Raw genomic sequence first — 19185 nt, forward strand, 5'->3', positions numbered from 1 at the left:
GACATGTGTCGTATATGGAATACGCGTTTTAAGCAGAGTATCTAACTTATATAAGAACAAGAATATCGACTAATAAGCGACCTTAATAACGAAAAGAAATATGTATCTGTCCTGGTTAGTTCCATTATTTTAATCCCCAAATTTTATCATACTGACTTACAACATTCTTTGCATCATATTGCTTGGCGGACTCTGCTGCCTTCGTAGCCATAGCTTCGTAAATATTCTTATCTTCAATCAGTCTGCACAAATCAGAAACAGCCTTATTAGAATCATTCAATCTAAACAAAAAACCATTTTCACCTTCTTTAATCAAATCAACTTGACCACGAATTGCTGTAGCTACTACAGGTAATCCAGATGCTAATCCCTCTATCATATTGATAGGCAACCCCTCGTTGATACTTGAGGCTAGTAATACGTCTGAAGCTCGCAAAAGATCTTGTACATCATTACGATAACCTAAAAACTCCACAAATCCATTCAGTCCTTTGGATGCTACTATATTCTTATACTCATCCATCATAGAACCGCTGCCAGCCAAAAGTAGTTTTACATTCGAATGCCGCTTAACAAGTTTTTCCATCACCTCAAACAATAGAACTTGATTCTTGCGCTCTGTCAACTCCGCTGGATAAATCATAATAAATAAATCATCTGCATAACCTAGCTTATTACGCAAAGCAGTCTTCTCATCGGGATTACTCCTTTTGAAAACAGAAGTATCAATACCAACGCCATCCACGTTATATATTTCCTTACAAGGAAACTTATACTTCAACGCCGCTTCATAATCCTCCTTATTCATGGTGAAGGTGCAATCAGTCGAATAGCACAATAACTTCTCTGCAGTACGGAATATAAAATTCTTCAGTTTGCTATTGCCTTCGTAGAAATTATATCCATGAGCAGCATAGATAATTCTTCCCTGATGCTTTCCTATTGTAGCCAATCGTCCGTATGCCCCAATTACAGGTGTACTGAAATAGATAAGATCATAATGAGTATTCAACAGTTTCCTAAAGTTTTTAAAATACCCTATATTTCGCTTGTCAATTGGCGTTCTTCCAAATTCTAAATCATACTTTGTAATAGAAGGCGGATAAGAATCGTTACCAGAAGCGACAACAGAAACTTCATAACCATTTTCTTCCAAATGTTTGATATGATGTAGATGAAATCTAATATGGAAATGATCATAATTTGCAACGAATAGTGCTTTCTTCTTATCCATTTACAGTTCTGTCTATAGTTGTTTGAAAATCAAGATTACAGTATGTATTCTTGCCGTACTTAGAGAACTCCAAATCATAATTGTCATCCGCAAAAGCACGCTCAGCCCTTGACACCATCTTCATTCCAATCTTTACAAGCCAACCGAAACCGGGGATAAGGAGAGTTTTCTTCCCCATCGCCTTGCGAATAGCAACAATAGTATCAGCCGTAGAAATCACATCTGCGTTTTGTGGATGAAAATAACCGCCTTCACCATTCGCTACCAGTTCACATATAAAGTTATCTAAATGCCCAATATAAATCATGCTTTTCTTATTCTTGTAGTTTGGGAAGATAGGAGTCAATGAAGCCACCTTCTGTAACAACACAAAATTACCCTTGCATCCTTTACCATACACAACAGGAGGACGAACAGAAGCTACCTTAAAATCCTCAGCTTCCATAGCATGAATTTTCTGGTCAGCTAGATATTTGCTTTTCCCATAGAAGTTCTTCGGACCTTCCTGCTCACGCGAGCTAATGGTTTCGGTGGTATCACCAAAAACATTCATACTGCTCATGTAGATATATTGTTTTACGCCTGCCTTCTTGGCCACATCGCATAATTCTACAGCAAGGTCTGTATTTATCTTGTAGAACAAGTCTTCCATATCATCTGTAATCTTAATGTGAGCAATACCGACCACATTCACAACAGTATCAATACCTGTGAAGTCAATATCCTTAGGCTTCTGCTCGAACGAATTAATGATGATTACATTATTACCAGACTTTTTCAAAGCATGATAATAATGTTCACCGATGTAGCTGTTCTTTCCGTAAACTAATACTTTCTTCATTTCTGCACAAACTTTACTTAAAGTTTTCCCAATTTTCAATTACAGCATCCCATGGGGCACGATCTTCCTTGTCGTAGATATACACACATTTGGCGTCCTTGAAGTCGCGAAGCCACTCGGCAATGCTCACCATGCCACCTTCCACACGCTTGTCATAGTCTATTACCTCACTCATCGAAGTGAATGGTTCAAACACCCTCCGGTCTGCAGGATCAATATAGCCGTTCTCCATACCCTTCACCCACAGGTAATCCAAAGGCATACCTGCAAACTTACAAGTCGGATTCCATGCTGACGCACGGAAATTTGTTTCCATAAAGTAGAAGGTGCCATCTTTGTCAATAAGGAACTCTACCTCAAACACGCCCTCGAAGCCAATCTCTTCGAACATAGCTTGAAGCTTATGCTCCATCTCCTTATCCGTGAACATACACACATCGTGGAAAGGACTATAATATCCTTGTATCAAATACTTCCAAGTCATTTGGGTGATAATCTGCATATCCTTACCACGATTGATAGTATACCCCTCCAACGCCATCTCATTTTGTTTATCCACAAAATGCTGAATCATAATCAGTGGACTTGTAATCTTCTTAATGGACTCCTTCAGTTCTTCTTCGTTCTGGCAGACAAACACATCCCCTTTCCAACTACCCGAATTAGGCGAAATATCCTTAGTAATGATTGGATACCACAGTTGCTCTGGCAGCGGATCTTCCTTGCCAATAACATATGAATCCAATACGTTGAAACCATGCTTCTTTGCCAACTGCTGGATGTTGTACTTGTCCATAAACTCATTGATTCTGCCGACACGACCAGCGTTGTAGGTAATGAACTTATCCTTCCACTCATCATAGTGCAAATCGAAGTATCCCACCGACTTATCATCCGAGAATACAATATATGGCTTCTTCTCCATATTACCATACTCCTCCATCAACAACTTGTAGCCTTCCTCCACAGAGTCCACACGATGCAGTTTAGAGATGTATTTGCTCCGGCAAGCCACCTCATAACGTCTCTTCACTGAGATATACACAGGGTTAATACCGTTCTCGCCAAAAGCGCGAATCATATTCAACGGATTGTAGTGTTCTAGTGCAAACACGATGCACAAGTGACCATTGTAACTGTTGCTCATATAGTTAATGTAAGTCATTTCGTTCTTCTAGAAGTTAATAGCGTATTATTGTTAAGTCTAAAGAACTGATTCAGTAGTTTTCTATAATACTTATAAATATACTTTTCAAAGAACCAATGTCTTGACACCATTTTTTCCACAGCATCTGTATACATAGACTTTGGTCTTCTAAATGCTGACTGTTTAGGTTGATCAAAAATATGGAATAAATAAGATTCAATATCACCATCTTTATATTTTACAATACTTTCATTAAGCATTGACAAACATAACTCATCATTCTCATCTATTTCCTTTACCCTTGCCACAATATCATCTAATGTCTCATAATTATGGCAATTAACAAAAGCATTCTCATTAAAATCTTCTGCCGCTCTTGGATCTCCCCAATAAATTGGAATTGTACCCGCCGCAAAAGCTTCAACTATTTTCTCTGTGCAATACCCACAATACGAAGTATTCTCGAAAGCGATAGAAAATTTGTGTTTTTGTTGAAAAGCAAATTTATCACTCACGGCACCGCCAATGTTGTTCATATAACGGCCTCCTGAATTCACTTTCTTATATTCGCACATCTTTAGAAAAATGTCAGTTCTTCGATCCTTAACAAAACAGTTAGAAACAACATAATTGCAAAATTCTTTTTTATTCTTCAAATCATCTATAGTGTACTTCTTCCTGTTCAAAATCATGTCAAAGAATTTTCTATACTGAAACAAGGTGAATAATGGAAGACGGAAATATCTGTCATCAAACGAGAACCTATCATACCCAATGCCGTAATCGCAGTGATTAAAATTTGGAGTATAGCATTCCGTAGTAAAGAATATTTTCACGCAATTATCATACTTTGCATTAAGATGCTCTTGACCAAACACTGAATAAATAACATAATCAGGTTCATCGGATAACTCAACTTTGTATTTTTTACTAAGAATTCCACTAAAATACTCATACCCGAGTTCAGTTGTGTAGGAGCCTTTATTAAAGTCTAAATATTTTAATTTAATAGTTTTCATTATCTCAGAATAATTTTTATTAAATAATCAAGTTCTGTCGTACCATATCGCTGGTCGATAGTAATAGGTATCACATATCGTGAAATCCAATGCTCGAAGCTACCTTTTGGTTGTTCATCACAGATATAGCTCCACCAGTGCCCCTGGAAATGCCTAGCCTTGAAAAGACGCTGAATAAGTCCATCGTCCTCCACTACCAACGGATACACCATAGGGATAGTCGTTTCATTATAATACTGCTTCGGATTAATCTTGTTGATGCCACCCAACCGATTGTGCATATAGTCGAAGTTATCACGTCTCTTTTGTTTAATCTGCTCATAGTCCGTTCCATCAAGGATAGTGCGTGTCAATTTTGACATCTTCATGATGTCCTCCGTATCAATACGCTGTTCGTTAATATAGCGAGCTTCGTATCCCTTACCCTCACAACCATACTCTATACGCATCAACAGAAAAGCCGCCGTGTCTGAAGAATAACATTGAGGATATTCGCCTACATACTTGTGAGCCCCCTTTCCAATCACATACGAGCCATCAGGCACACCTACAAATTTGCGGCAAGAGTAAATGTTCAATGCACCCGCTACAGGCTCACAAAAAAAACCCTGGCAGTTGTCGATGATAGGGTGTTCTGAAAGGCTTGCCAACTCAGACATGCGCTTGTGCGACATAATACCGTAGTAGTTCACAAACAAAACAGCCTCGTCTTTCTTAGCGTCCAAATCCGTTGGATTCCAATCATTGTCCGTATGGTAGAACTTCACCTTAGCACTATGCTTCAGCAACAACTCCCGAACAGTATCGCACTGGTAATAGGGAATCCATATTGCCTTCACACCACTCACACGAAATGCATGCCAAATGGCAGAACGACCAGTATTTAGACGAGCAATATCCACCGACTGGTTATAATATTCCTTTCCCTTGGGGAACTGCATTTCTATGAAACTTCCAATTTCCATTATTCACCTATTTCTTTATCGGTTCTAAACTCGCTTTTATCTAACTTAGGTGCTCTAACCGAATCATCCGGACGACCAAAGCCAAGCACCAACTTGATAGTCGTAAAGAACACAACCCAATCTAGCTTTAGGCTCCAGTTACGCACATAGTACAAATCCTGCTCAGCCATCTGACGGCGGTTCTCCGACTCACCCTCATGGATAGCTTCCCAACCCGTGATGCCAGGACGCATCGACTGACGCTCCACCTGCTCTGTCTCAGTCATAACCAGCATTTCCTTAGGCAGAATAGGACGAGGGCCAATAAAAGACATCTCACCCGTTAAAATGTTCCATATTTGAAAGAGCTCATCCATATTCGTCTTGCGCACTATCATGCCCCACTTCTTCAGTCGCACCTCATCAGGAAGCAAATCTCCGTTCTCATTTCTCTCATTTGTCATCGAGCGAAGCTTATACAACGTAAAGTGACGGTTCCTATATCCGACGCGCACTTGTTTGAAAATAGGCGAAGAATCCGGTGAAGCAATAGCCACTAAAATCACACCAGCCAATAGCACAAACGTACAAGGAATAAACAGCACTAACGCCAAAAGCAAGTCAAACGTTCTCTTAATGAAATGTCCCATTATATACAATATTTGTTTACTATCAAAATACAAATAAAAGCAAGTTATTTTTACCATTCTAAAAATAAATGGTAATATTCCAAAGATACTTCAAATCATACATTTAGTGCTTTTTGGAGTTCTGATAACACCAAATTTCTTTCATCTGTTGCTTTTTGAAGTAAATCATTAACTTTTTGCTTGAATTTGTGTTTATTATCCATTAAGCTTGAAAATATGGCATCAAGTTTCTCTGCAGAAACCTCTTCAATAGGTAATGAATATTCTGACAATCCCAAATCTTTCATAATACCTTTGCCCTTGTTTCCTCCATAAGTAATTGCGACTGTAGGAACCAAAGAATTAAGTGCAAAAATTACCGAATGGAAACGAGTACCAACAACGCAATCAAAATAAGAATAAACTTTCTGCAATTCTCTACACGTCAAACTTTTATCATTAATATATGTAATGCCATCTATATCCTTGCAAATCGATAACACATCTTCTATAGCATCGCAATCATTCTCATGTGCACTTGGTCCTAACGTATGAGCAACCATAGTAACATAAAATCCCATTTCTCTTGCAAAAATTATAAAACCACGAATTGATTGACAATATGCATTATAATGTTCCTTGGAATTTTCACTTTCAGGAAATCTATAAGGCCGCAATGTTATAGCAATGTTCTTGTTATTAATATCAACCCCATTGTTCTTCAAATACCCGACATAATCTTTTTTATCGGACGTTTGATAAAAAGCTAAATCCAAAGATTGTCGTGCTTTTATAACAGTTGTACTATCAAGGTATTCTTGGGATACAGATTCCCTAGTATAGACTAAAGAACATTTATTTAAAGTTTTCTCAAGCATTCTCTTCGCTATTTTATTTTTCAATGGTCCTATAGAATTAGGTAACAAAACAACAGGCTTCTTATAATGAGTAGCCAATTTATAATCAAACAAATAATAATAAAACTGATATGGGTCTGTGATTTTTCCATAGGAATGTAAAAAACCTCCACCTTTAACAAATACTGCGTCACACTCCTTAAACAATTTTATTGATTTTCTTTCTTCCCTGTTAAATAAGCACATAGCAAATTTATTCACACACTCAAACTTAGTTATTAGCAAACGAGTTCTGAGGTAGTCATATAGTGCACACCCGCCCCATAATAAAAGAGTCAACAAATCATAACCAACTTTATGATTATCATATATTCGAGAGGGATGCTTTAGAATTGGCGAAATGAGTTTGTACCCAAGTTCTTTTGTTTGGCAAACTTGATCTTCGTTATCAGAATCCATTAAGAACACTTCTATTGGCTCATCTTTAAATAAAGATTCCGCTAAATGCGCAGACTCCCATATCAAGGCTTGATCGCCACGATTTAAATCTGTATTGCTTGGAATAATTAATACTTTTTTCATACGACAATTTATAGTAACAGCAAAATTATAACAACGAAATAGAGGACTCGTATGCTGGCAAGTTTGACGAGGATAAAAAGAATAGATAAATAAAACAAGATAATATAAATAAATACACGATAAACCGCCCCAATCTTGTCTTTCTATATTCTGCCAATGCACGTGGAACTAGAATCATTGCAAACATATTAAAATAGAAAGCAATTCTGAACATCTCGCCAATTACACCAGTCATTGCTTGAAAAATCAAGCCAACAAGCATCATATTAAGAAAAAAAACGTTTTCTTTACTATTATATATTAGATCCGCTCTTTTCACATAACAGAGCAGGAAAAGGAACAATTGAACAAAGTAACCAGATAGACTCAACTCACTTACAATAGATGTTCCATAGTGATCGAACCTATCACCTAAGAGCATAGCAGATACTATGGTAAACTGTTCTAAGTGAAACAAATTGCCAATTGAAACTGCACCTATTGCAATTAAAATGTACCAAGAATAAAATGGAAGAAGTCGAATGAAAAAAGCAGCTAAAAATATTAAAGTCGAATTGTGAATTGTAAATGCAATTGTTATTAATGCTAGGAATTTGATAAAAGCAAAATTATTGGCTATCAAAAAATCTCGTGATGTTGTAATTTTCATTAAATAGCGATAGGATATCATAACCAAAGACAACGCAGCTGCCTGCCTGATACCAGATGCAACGAATGCAAAATAGCCAAGCACAAACACTATTAAAAAAGCGACAGCATAATCTTTTGGGGTTTCTAAATTTTGTTTACAAAAAAAATACAATCCGATAGAAGGAAATAATGACCAAAACAACAGAAATACTTGATAGTTATCAGAAATGATAGATGGAAGCCAAGATAGAATTACATATAGTGGTTCTGTTTTTGTTTTTGAAAAGTCCCAAATTTTATCAAGTGACATTTTTTTAAAATAGTCAAAGTCACTAACATATCCCATTGTGTCAGGAAAGCAATCAAAGTTGCGAAGACCAATAATAAGCCAAATACAAAAACATAGCAATTTTAGAATTGTGTTATTACTATTTTTTTTTGAAAGATACCCTATCAATAATAATAAGAAAAACAATATATATATCACGACATTTAATTTAAAAATCAAAGTATTTTTCTATAAAGTTCGCAATACTTTTGTGAAAAGGAAAGTTTTGAAAAACGTTTTACAGCTATTGACCTACACTTAAACCTAACAGAGTCTGTGGTGGCAGTATTTTCTATTACAACCTTAAGTGCATCAGATGTACAATTTTGCGTAACAGCACCAACGCCCTCAAATACTGATTCGACACTACCACCTGTTGGAAATGTTATAACAGGCGTACCACACGCAAGTGCTTCAATATTTACCGTTGGAAAATTGTCCTCTAATGTTGGATTCAAAAAAATATCAGCCATACTATAATATTCGGCTAATTCAGCTTGATTGTTAGTTCGTTTAATTGTTTTAATACTATATGGTAGATAACTAAGATCATCATCGTTCACTCCAATTAGAACAATTTTATATCTTGAATCTAATTTATCTACTAGTTCTGCGAAATACTTCCCTCCCTTTCTCTCTGAAAATCCACCCGATGAAACCCCTAATATGACAGTTTTCCCCTTGTAGCCCATTTTTTGCTTTATCAAATCATGGTTTTGCGGTTTGAACACCTCCAAATCAATACCATTATTTATTACATTTACAGATTGAGCTGTTGATAAAAACGAATCATTTACTATTTCTTTAAGCCAATTAGATGGTGTTACAATATTCAGGTTCTTACAAGAAGTAAACATTTTCTTTTTCTTTTCAAAATATTTCTTCGAGCGATCCACCCAGCTTTGAGGATATCTTGAAAGGCCCTCACAATCATAACAAGCTATTTTCCATTTATCACATCCGATATAATCAAAGTATGCACAATGCCCAGTAATAGGCCAACAATCATGAAAAGTCCAAACTACAGGTATATTATGTTTAACTAAATATGCAAATAGCAGCTCAACATTCAGATAAAAGCCATGAATATTGTGAAGATGAACTATATCAGGCTTATACTTATCCAAATCAGAAAGCAATTTTGTTGTAGTCGTAAAGAATCCAAAACCATGATTACCTAACAAACGGTTTTCTAGCTGAGATGCTCTCAAATGAAATACATCACCATACAACGATGCCCTTGAGGTTACTTCACCCATTGCACAGAATGCATGGCTATTCATTCTTATTGAATCCATGTAATCCTGTAAATCGGAAACAATTTTTCCAGTGCTTCCTATCCCGTAATATTGGTTAATTAGTGCAACTTTCATCAGTGTTGTCACAAAAATAATAACGCTTCTTGATATACATTTTTTATTTAATGTTTAATTCAAATATTAGTTATTTATTCGACTTATAATATAGGGGGTATTTTCAAAAGTGCCACTTATAATCAAATGCTTAAAACAATTTTAATTTATTAAACGGGCTGAAGGGCTAACAATAATGGTTTTATCAGGTATATTTTTAACAATTGTCACATTCTGACCTATAACAACATTATTTCCAATTCGAATATTTCCAATTATTTTACTACCAGCGCCAACAAACACATTATCACCTAATACAGGTGCTGGTGAACAAGTACTCTTGTGGCCGATTAAAACCATCGGATAGAGCGTGCAGTTTTCACCTAATTTACATTTAGAATTAATAATAATAGGTCCCCAATGCCAAATGGTCAATCCTTTGCCGCAAGTATTAGGGGGAATTTGGAACCCAGTTTTGTAACTATATTCTCGTAATAACCACCGATAATATAACGACATTAGGATATGATAAATACCCTTATTATTAAAATGATACTCAACATGCCTAAGAGTATAAATATACTTCCATATGTATTTCTGATCAGAAATGGGATTAGAAAACAAATGATTCATAACTCTTTTTCCCCACCATTCATTTTCCAAAGGAAAATTCTTTGCATCACAAGACAGATATTCCCTAAGGTCTTTTTTTGTAACTATCATATTGAAATTATAAGAAGATCTTAACTATTTAGTATTTTTAGAGTAAGATTTGCAATGTTTTTCCAAGAATAGTAATTTGTCACAAAATTACATAGAGTTATATTAGCATTGGACTTATTAATGCTTTCAAGATATGAAACACAAGTTTCAAACTTAGGCTCCAATATAGTAATAAACTCGTGTGGCAAATAACTATTCTCTATTTGTTCCGATGCAATCACTATATTACAACCACAAGCACTTGCCTCTAAAAGTGCGTTATTGGCTGTAAAGCGAAGTAGCGGCAAGAAAACAACATTAGATTTCCAATATAATTCACGCAACTCAACATCGCTAATACCACAAAAGCAATGAATATTTCGGTTGGTAAAGAACTTGTGATTTTCTTTTGAACAAATGACATTTATAATTTGATTCGGGTTCTTTTCAAGCAGTTTACAAAAAACCTCATTAGCAAGTTCAAAATTACGAAGCCAATTCCCCACCATTAGTATAGATCCATCTTTTTTAGTTTCGTAAGACAACGGCAACCGGTAAAAATCGCATCTAATACCATGTGGAACAAAGGAAACATTTTTTCTTTCAGTAACTTCTTCAAACAAAACGATTTCATCTTCTGACATTAATATTATGTGATCAATCCGCTTGAGGTAATTCAACCAGAAAGGTCTCTTTTTGAACCATTCGAATGGTTGGTGAAGTGTACATACCACCTTGTGACGACCAATACAGCGCAAAAAAAGATCATCTATAAGGTTTTCGCTATAGATAACATGAAAACATAAATTCTTGTTGGTAATAGATAACCATAAAACACGGAGTAAATACCAAGGCACAATATGTTGGCCCCACAATATCCTATTTATACCTCTTATCATTTTCGCCAATACAGAACTCGACTTAGCAGAGAATTGATTATATAGTGTTTGACAATCAACACAATAATCATACTTCAAACTTGAAGCGATATGATGGTATCCACCCATTGTATTCTCATGATGGGGAAAAGCAAACCCCACATATACTAATTTTAAATATTCCATAATTTGTATATTTGAATGCAATAATTTTTAAGCTGCGTTTCAAACTGAAATTTGATGTTTTACACTCATTTATAGGGGTATAATGCACGTATTGTCCGTTCTATGTTATTTAGTCTAAAATCGCTTTAAATCCTCACAATAAGTTAAGCGGCAAAAATCCGATTGACTTTATGACCTTCTAACTTTGATGTAAACAGGATATAATAGCAACGAGAAAACTAGTATACTCGAAAGGACTAAACAGAGGCATATCTGTGTATCTTGAATAAGTTATTGTTTTAATGCTATTAACATAATCAAATCTACATTGTATAATCATATTTATTCTTATTTGATTCCAATTCATTAAAAAGAATATCCCATTTGTCAGCTATGGTAGTTACATCAAACTGTTTACACGTTTGTAACGATTTATAAGATAATTTTTGCCATAGTTTGTCATCTTCCATCAGCCTAAAAAGAGCTTTTGTAAAAGCAGATATATCACCATTTGGTATAATCAATCCATTTTCCTCATTTATAATTATATCGTGAAGTGATAAAAAAGAATCCATAACGATAGGAACAACACCATAATGCTGTGCTTCGACTAGTGTCATTCCAAAACCCTCTAAAGAGGAAGTCATCAAAAAAATGCTTGCATTTTTATAATAAGGAACGGGATCTTGAAATCCAAGAAATTCAACCTTCTTAAGATTAAGATTACTTACGAGAGTTTCATATTCTAATTTACTAGAACCGTCTCCTACAATCTGGAGTTTCCATTCGGAAAATCTGGATTTTGAGTCTTTTTCAACGTTAGCCCAAGCCCTAATAGCCCTTGATATATTTTTACAACTTTCTTCAAGTCTACCAACAATAAGAACTATTTTCTCTTTACTATTAGGTTCGTATTGGTAATATTCTTTTTGAGATAAGGGGTTTGAAATAGCGAAAACTTTTTCTTTATAATTATAGTGATTTGATACTTCTAAGTATTGGTTTAAGAATTGTGTTGAAAGAAATATATATTTATCGATATAAGGAAAATATTGTTCAACTTCCTGTATAGCTTTTTTTTCTAAAAAATATTCATAAAATGGTGCAATTAAAATTTTCACAACTTCTTTTATGGTATTAGCGAAAATACTACCATGTTTAATTTCTGGTTTTAAAAGCTTTGATAATCTATACCCGATAGAAATGCGATTGTAGAAAGATGTATGTAAACATTTCACGACTTTTGCACTAGTTTTTATTTTTATTGAAGTAGTGTATTCTAACGGGACCCACTGATTAATAACAATTTCGACACTATTTTGTCTTATGTAATTACAAATTTGTTGATTAACAAATTTAGCCATGCTAACATCATATGAGTTTTGATCACATTTGACATTGTCTATACGATATGAAACTACTCTATCATCTAACATAGCAAAGTTGCTAATCTTCGAATCTACAAAATAAACTACATGAACATTGTGTCCTCTCTTCTCAAATTCATTTGCCAAGCTTCTGGTAACTGTTTCTCCTCCCCCAAATTCGGGCCATAATCTTACTAAGAAAAGAATATTCATAATACTTATATAGACTGAGGTTCCCCAGTGTGATAATTTTGTTTCTAATAGGGCTTACTTAAATTTTGTAAACTTTGTTTTTACTATACTCGTCAATGAAATTCTTTCCTCACAAGTCATTCCAACACAATAAATAAAAATGATGGATACAAACCAGGAAAAAATAGTTATTGTGATTAATTCAACAATCATATTCAAACATAATTGCTGTTTTAGCCATAATGGGACAAACAAACAAATTGGCAATGTAATGACAATTCTAAGGAGAACCTGCGACAAATAATCAAATATTTTAATTGATATTTGAGAAGAAAAAAAGATAATTCTAACAATAATGGCAAAAATTTCTATCGCTAATTGTATAAAATACACGCAATAGGGTGAAAAACCTAAATAAAGAAAAAGTAAAGATACAGGTAGATTTAGCAACAAGATGCCGCCTATAATTAACTGATATTTTTTAATAATGCCAGTGGCACTAATCGCCGTTGCAAATGGATTAGCCAACGCTGTTATAAATGAAACCAAAACCGACAATCTCACAAAGCCAACCAAATAAGGAGGAACTTCCTCCAGCCAAAGAGCCATCAGGGAATCTGCTTCTACAAATATAGGTATCGAAATAAAATAGAGCAAGAAGAAAGATATTTTTGAACTCCTAAGGACTAAAATATTCATTGAAAACAAATCATCAGAAGCGTATTGCTTGATTATCTGAGGATTGACAGCTGTTTGGAAACTACTGCAGAATTGTATTAGACTGCCCTGTACCTGAGCGGCCAACCCCCTTGCTGTATTTACAATAGGGCCGAAAAAGACGTTGAGAATCATATTTGTTCCCTGACTATACAATATAAATGCTAAATTTCCAATAATCGTCCAGCCTGAGAATGCTAACATCTCTTTTACCAGTTTTGACCCTATTTGTTTTACAAAACCGACTTCATTAAAATGCGTTTTACTATAATAGCCATATGATAATTGAATGGAAATTTGCGATACCATCAGTAGAATAGTATATATTACCAATCTATCATTTTGTGAGAATTTCAATGCAATAGCGATACCCAAGCGTAAAACTGCATCAATAAGTGTAATTGCTGCATATGCCCCCATTTTTTCATGAGCTATTATATCTGCATAAAATGGTACAGCAATAATAACAAAAAACAATGAAACTATAGAACAATGAAATGCTACTAAAGCTGCCCCCATACGCTCTACAGGAAACACCATAACCATATGAATATACCATAGACCAGCGCATTCGCATACGACAACAATCACGAGGGCGAAAATACTATGAATAAGCAAAGAAGCAGAGAACACTTCCTTTAATTTGTTAAGATTACCTTTGCCTAAATAATAAATTAAATAACGCTGAGTGCTGTTGCTCAATGACAAGTTCAAGAAAGATAACATTACAACAAACCCAGATACTACATTGTAAATACCAAAGTCAACTACACCCAGAGATTTAAGAATGAGCCTGCTAGTATAAAAAGAAATCAGCATACTAATAATCATTCTTAAATATAGAACTATAGTATTTTTTGCTATAACTTTATTATTTGTTGAACCCATTAATTGAATATAGAAATCCTGGTTTATTGAATGCTTTTAAGAAACTGAATAGATTGTCCTTGCATTTTGGCGAGACGATCTTCCACATCACCCCAGTCGATAGGCTTTAAATCATTAAGATCTGTTGATTCATCAACAATTCTATGCTCCAAATTAAGAGCGTTTAGAAGCGAAAGGAATCTAGCAGCTCCTCTTTCCTTGTTGACAACAACAATAAACGGTTTTCTAAAGATAATTGAAAAAACCATGCCATGGAAAGAATCTGTACAAACTGCTTGCGAAGATCTTATAGAATCTAACCAGTCAGAAACAGATGGTACAACACGTAAGTCTAAGGGTGCAGAAACATCCTCCACCTCACTATGTGGAAAAACAGAACTAGTATCTAAAATTTTTGAGTATGTCTCCACAATTGGCATCAAGCTTTTCTTATTGAGAATATATGCACATAACTTTCCTTCTCTATAAGATTCATGGTTTTCTATTAAACCAGAATAGAATTTATTATCAAGTAATAAAGTTGGGTCAAGTACAAATTCAGGCTTTTTCCCTAGCTTATCATAGCACAAATCTATTGTTGATGATTCTCTTATACTAATTTTTAAAAAAGATTTAATTGCATCCCTACAAATTGATGTTTCTTTTTCAGTAAACAACCACTCGTCTGTGCCAAACGATGCTGCATAGGAATATTTCTTAATATTGTTGTCTATTTGATAAAGAAAAAAATCTTCTACATTTTGTACATAGTCCGGTCTCCATACTTGATCACTTCCTACAACAATTGCATCAAAACCTAATTTATTGATTTTTTTCATACTCTTACTTGAATAATAGAATTCGGTGTAAGGGCTCAAGTGTTTATCAATAAAAGGCTGTGTATATTTTGTAATAATAGGAAACTCGTCTCTGTATTTTTTACTAATTTGAACAATTATGGATTTTTTAAATATATATTTTTTAATTGTACGAACAGTAATTCTAAGAAACGAATCTTTACGTTCTACATGTCTGCGTATTAACGTAACATCATGTCCAAGATCAACTAGTTTGGTCTTCAATGCTACAGCTTGCAAAATACTACCATAACCAGTTTCTACAGGTAATGTTAATAATCCTATTTTCATATCTAATCTCAACTTAATACTTTAATAAATAATTCACATGGATCAATCTTAGTAATTTATTTACAATCCGTCTTATCAATACATGACGTTTCAAAAAAGCCATTTCTTCTCGGACAGACTTGTGATTAATCCTCTTATAAAAATTCTTTCTATACACGCTACACATACCACTCTTAACTGAAGCGGGATTTTTCATCATAACCTCACCAAATTCTCTACGTGTAAGCGTAAGCCCTTCTAAGAAATGAATTCCCTTTTCCGTGTTTGCAAGCACAACACTCACTCCCCTATCATCGTCAACGATAATATCATCACTTTGATAATTCCAGAAGTCTCCAAGTGTAATATCACTATTGCTACGTCCGGCCTTTGCAGGACATGAATAGCAAGAGTATCTTTGAACCGCACGTTTAAGAACACAACTAAAGAAGGAATTTTCATAATTGAAATCCGAGACAATATGCGTAGTAGCACGCTTAGATGATATTACAATCCTAAAATTTTTCCAACCTTTTGATTTCTCTCGGAATTCAATATTTGATATTTCTTGAGAAGGTTGACTGCTATTTATTTTAGGATATACCTCTTCTTTTAAATATTTACTCCACAAAAGAGGACTTGGCACACCTGCACAGATTAACTCAACAGCTAAAAGTTTATCGTATTCCTTATTAAGGAATAATTTCAGCGCCATTATTTGACACGATGTTCCACTAAATAATACTGGTATTCCGTTTTGTAAGAGTTTTTTGGTTTGTAAATATACATCATTCATTCTGCTTTGTACATACTTACTTCCACGCATTTTTTGCACATCATCTAATGTATATGCCACTTCATGCTTCACTCTCCAATTTTTATCGTAACATGCACCGATTACAGCACCTCCTTGATTAATTATTTTTTCTGCAAGATAAAAAAAGACACCACCTGAAGAACTTTTAAACCTAATTTCCGCATTAGGATTAATCGCAGCAAAAACATCAATAGGATTCTTATTTTCTTGTAGATTAAGTTCTGGACAAGTCTTTTCACATAATCCGCAATTTATGCATATGGATTCGTCTACAATTGGATACATGAAACCTTCTTCATCTGGTTTCATCGTAATACATTTTTTGGGACATATCTGACTACATGCCTCACATCCACAACATTTAGATTTATTGGTAATTTTTATCATATGATTTATCCGTTACGCCCTTTTACCTACAAGCAAGAATTAGGTCAGGAGAAAAAACTGATTCACTTTATAACGTTTATCAAATATAGAAAACAATTATTTACTTATTCCTTTCGTGATTGGCTACAAAGGTGTACCTGAACCTCCGGCAAAAACAATTCTTTTCATTGTATCTCAAATTGTAAGCGTCCAATTAATACTTTAGTTATTTGAAAGCCCCTTACGTTACTCGTAATCCCCTTATCACAGGACTCTCAAGGACAGAAACAATGTCCTTCCAATCAACCTGATAAACAGTCTTATCTTCTTCAATGAGGATTTTCATAAACCAATAACCTCTCGAAAAAGTACGAGTATGAATATTGAAGGAGTGTTTCTCGTACATGACCATACGAAGACTGTGCTCATTCTTGGACATAAAAAAAGAAAACATCACCGTTATAAGGATTATGATGATAACTCATACGAATAGCTTTCATAATCTGGGAATAACAACAACGCATATCATGAAAATACGGAAGGTAATAGAAATTCTTTAAGCCCGAAACCGCCAGCATAAAATCTCCAGATTATCTACCAAACGGAATAAAGTTAGTGTCCAATTTTGACATATCCTGTATGTATAGCCGCCAAAAGGCGGTCATACATTAAATAAGCTCAAAAAAGGAGTTGATTTTTAAAATCTATTATTACCCAGTCCGATAGTCATGGGAAGAAGATTCTCATAATCCCTACGTCCGTTAACGATTGCCTGGAAAAACATTTTAAAGTATCGCAATGCAGGAACGCCCTGCATCTTGCAAGTGGATATGATCGTATAGTAAGCTGCAGATACTCTCGCCATCTTGTCACTGCCAAAGAATAAGGAGTTCTTGCACTCACCGGACAGTGGGCATATGAATCGTTCCGCAATGGAATTGTCGATCGTATAAGAACCATCTTTGAGGTAAGCAAAAAGTTGAATCCAGAAAGTATTCAGGTAATTCAGAACTTTCTCCACCAACTCCCCTCTAGGAGGATGCATATCTGACAGCATTGCATCCAGCTTGCTGCGCAATCGTACGATAATCTCTTTAGTCTTTAGATTCTGGCTGCAAGCTTGTATCTGCTCAGCACTTAACTTGCCATCTTCATACTCCGCTTCCAGATGATAAAATTCTCCAAAAGCATCCAAAAAGAAAGCGGCATCCTTATCTCCCCCTTGCTCCAAAGCATATTTGAATTTTGCACGGGAATGAGTCAGACAGCAAAGATGATCGATTGCTCATACGGATATCCACCATGATACGAACTGTTTCCTGACAGGAAGCAGGGTGAGAATCCTGAGGCTCCGAATGTTCCGGTTGACCTGAATCCGGATGACCGATCACTTCTACCGGAACCAACTTGTGACGTGTATCCTTGTACCATTTCTCAAACAGGTTGTAGGAGACCTTGTTTCTAAAGCAAAAAGATTGAATGGACCCTTTGTTACTCAACGCTTCAGAGTTGTAGCGAAGAAAAAGGGTTCAAAATCGCTGTTACTATACATATTTATAGGATTTCTGATTACAGCAACAAAGGTCTCCATTTTTTTATCAATTATGCTAGATGTCTTTTTGGGATGCTAATCGAAAACAAGTTAAGATGTCATTTTGGGACACTTACCTCTTTCTTTGAAATTGAAACCAGAATTTGGCAAGCATCTCACAAAAAATTTCCACATTTAAACGGTACATCATTAAATTTACGGTTATACCGATCAGTCTACTTCGCTACACGGATACTGATTTTCCTCCAAACTCTTTAAATGCTCCACCATCTCAAACTCTTCCCTCGTCAATTCCCGATCCTTCCAACCGTTCATTATTACGTGTGCCTCCGCCGCCAACTCTTCATCAAAGACCTCGGCGTAACAGGCTACCAACAAACGGCATTTCAAAAGCGAGACGGGAAGTGTATCCAAGATATCCCAACTACGATTGAGAACCGACTGGATTTTATCTTCCTTATCACCGTGATTATAAATGGTAGCATTATAGCCGGTCAACAAAGCGATACAAAGAGAAGCTTCCTCTTCAAGAGTACGTCCGTGTGAACCGAAAAGATGCTCACAACGATGATACACATCCGTATTTAACTGACGGAAACGGTCGGAGTAGATGGGTTCGCCATCCAGACCTAAATGGAGAAGTTCGTGCGAAACAGCGCACAAAGAATCGATTTCTGATTGCAAAGACAACATGGTGATTTATTTACGTATTGGAATATGCACCACAGAGGGTACAGAGTTCACTGAGTTTTTAATTCTTTATTAGCTCGATTAAAGAGGGATGAATGAAAGCAGTAGCAACTGCCATAACCCCCTGGATGGAAACCACCACACGGCGGTCACCTTTAATACGGACAAACTCACCCTCGACA

General features: G+C 35.4%; 17 protein-coding genes and 1 pseudogene. All 18 read right to left on the reverse strand.

The genetic code is table 11. The annotated features are described in order from the left end of the window. Nucleotides 1-124 precede the first annotated feature (124 nt). Nucleotides 125-1234, reverse strand: coding sequence for a glycosyltransferase family 4 protein (locus JZY04_RS14770; protein WP_122142708.1), 1110 nt, complete (start codon nucleotides 1232-1234; stop codon nucleotides 125-127). Then, the gene (locus JZY04_RS14775) at nucleotides 1227-2075 is read right to left on the reverse strand and encodes an NAD-dependent epimerase/dehydratase family protein (RefSeq protein WP_122142709.1); all 849 of its coding nucleotides are present in this window, start codon (nucleotides 2073-2075) and stop codon (nucleotides 1227-1229) included. The genes JZY04_RS14770 and JZY04_RS14775 overlap by 8 nt, the downstream gene beginning before the upstream one ends. Nucleotides 2076-2088: 13 nt before the next feature. Further along, the gene (locus JZY04_RS14780; protein ID WP_229080741.1) at nucleotides 2089-3240 is read right to left on the reverse strand and encodes an ATP-grasp domain-containing protein; all 1152 of its coding nucleotides are present in this window, start codon (nucleotides 3238-3240) and stop codon (nucleotides 2089-2091) included. Further along, complete coding sequence (locus tag JZY04_RS14785; RefSeq protein ID WP_122142710.1) at nucleotides 3237-4241, reverse strand: glycosyltransferase family 10 domain-containing protein; 1005 nt, start codon at nucleotides 4239-4241, stop codon at nucleotides 3237-3239. The genes JZY04_RS14780 and JZY04_RS14785 overlap by 4 nt, the downstream gene beginning before the upstream one ends. After that, on the reverse strand, nucleotides 4241-5206 hold the full coding sequence (locus JZY04_RS14790) for a hypothetical protein (RefSeq protein WP_122142711.1): 966 nt from the start codon (nucleotides 5204-5206) through the stop codon (nucleotides 4241-4243). Before JZY04_RS14790 ends, JZY04_RS14785 begins: the two co-directional genes overlap by 1 nt. Then, nucleotides 5206-5835: a sugar transferase gene (locus tag JZY04_RS14795; RefSeq protein WP_122142712.1), complete on the reverse strand. Its 630-nt coding sequence runs from the start codon at nucleotides 5833-5835 to the stop codon at nucleotides 5206-5208. Before JZY04_RS14795 ends, JZY04_RS14790 begins: the two co-directional genes overlap by 1 nt. Before the next feature lie 95 nt (nucleotides 5836-5930). Further along, nucleotides 5931-7253 (reverse strand): polysaccharide pyruvyl transferase family protein, encoded by a 1323-nt coding sequence (locus JZY04_RS14800; RefSeq protein ID WP_122142713.1) that lies wholly within the window; start codon nucleotides 7251-7253, stop codon nucleotides 5931-5933. A 25-nt stretch (nucleotides 7254-7278) separates the two neighbouring features. Beyond that, on the reverse strand, nucleotides 7279-8370 hold the full coding sequence (locus JZY04_RS14805) for an EpsG family protein (protein WP_181996410.1): 1092 nt from the start codon (nucleotides 8368-8370) through the stop codon (nucleotides 7279-7281). A 17-nt stretch (nucleotides 8371-8387) separates the two neighbouring features. Then, entirely contained in the window at nucleotides 8388-9584 is a 1197-nt protein-coding gene (locus JZY04_RS14810) for a glycosyltransferase (protein WP_122142715.1), read from the reverse strand. A 141-nt stretch (nucleotides 9585-9725) separates the two neighbouring features. Next, entirely contained in the window at nucleotides 9726-10286 is a 561-nt protein-coding gene (locus JZY04_RS14815) for a serine acetyltransferase (protein ID WP_122142716.1), read from the reverse strand. A 20-nt stretch (nucleotides 10287-10306) separates the two neighbouring features. Next, nucleotides 10307-11329, reverse strand: coding sequence for a glycosyltransferase (locus JZY04_RS14820; RefSeq protein WP_122142717.1), 1023 nt, complete (start codon nucleotides 11327-11329; stop codon nucleotides 10307-10309). Between the two features lie 302 nt (nucleotides 11330-11631). After that, on the reverse strand, nucleotides 11632-12888 hold the full coding sequence (locus JZY04_RS14825) for a glycosyltransferase (protein WP_122142718.1): 1257 nt from the start codon (nucleotides 12886-12888) through the stop codon (nucleotides 11632-11634). 54 nt (nucleotides 12889-12942) lie between these two features. Continuing rightward, a complete protein-coding gene (locus tag JZY04_RS14830; protein ID WP_122142719.1) occupies nucleotides 12943-14472 on the reverse strand; it encodes an oligosaccharide flippase family protein in 1530 nt (509 codons plus the stop codon). Between the two features lie 23 nt (nucleotides 14473-14495). Next, nucleotides 14496-15599, reverse strand: a complete 1104-nt coding sequence (locus JZY04_RS14835; protein WP_122142720.1) for a polysaccharide pyruvyl transferase family protein — start codon at nucleotides 15597-15599, stop codon at nucleotides 14496-14498. Nucleotides 15600-15612: 13 nt separating this feature from the next. Continuing rightward, nucleotides 15613-16782: a Coenzyme F420 hydrogenase/dehydrogenase, beta subunit C-terminal domain gene (locus JZY04_RS14840; RefSeq protein ID WP_122142721.1), complete on the reverse strand. Its 1170-nt coding sequence runs from the start codon at nucleotides 16780-16782 to the stop codon at nucleotides 15613-15615. Between the two features lie 676 nt (nucleotides 16783-17458). Further along, nucleotides 17459-18043, reverse strand: coding sequence for a transposase (locus JZY04_RS14845; RefSeq protein ID WP_259318405.1), 585 nt, complete (start codon nucleotides 18041-18043; stop codon nucleotides 17459-17461). A 480-nt stretch (nucleotides 18044-18523) separates the two neighbouring features. After that, nucleotides 18524-19006 carry a UpxZ family transcription anti-terminator antagonist gene (locus JZY04_RS14850; protein ID WP_122142722.1) on the reverse strand — a complete coding sequence of 161 codons (483 nt, stop codon included), beginning with the start codon at nucleotides 19004-19006 and terminating at the stop codon, nucleotides 18524-18526. 58 nt (nucleotides 19007-19064) lie between these two features. Then, nucleotides 19065-19185, reverse strand: a pseudogene (locus JZY04_RS14855) (transcriptional regulator); the annotation flags it as partial.

This window comes from Bacteroides sp. 11BF (genome assembly GCF_019633765.1).
Classification (GTDB): domain Bacteria; phylum Bacteroidota; class Bacteroidia; order Bacteroidales; family Bacteroidaceae; genus Bacteroides; species Bacteroides hominis.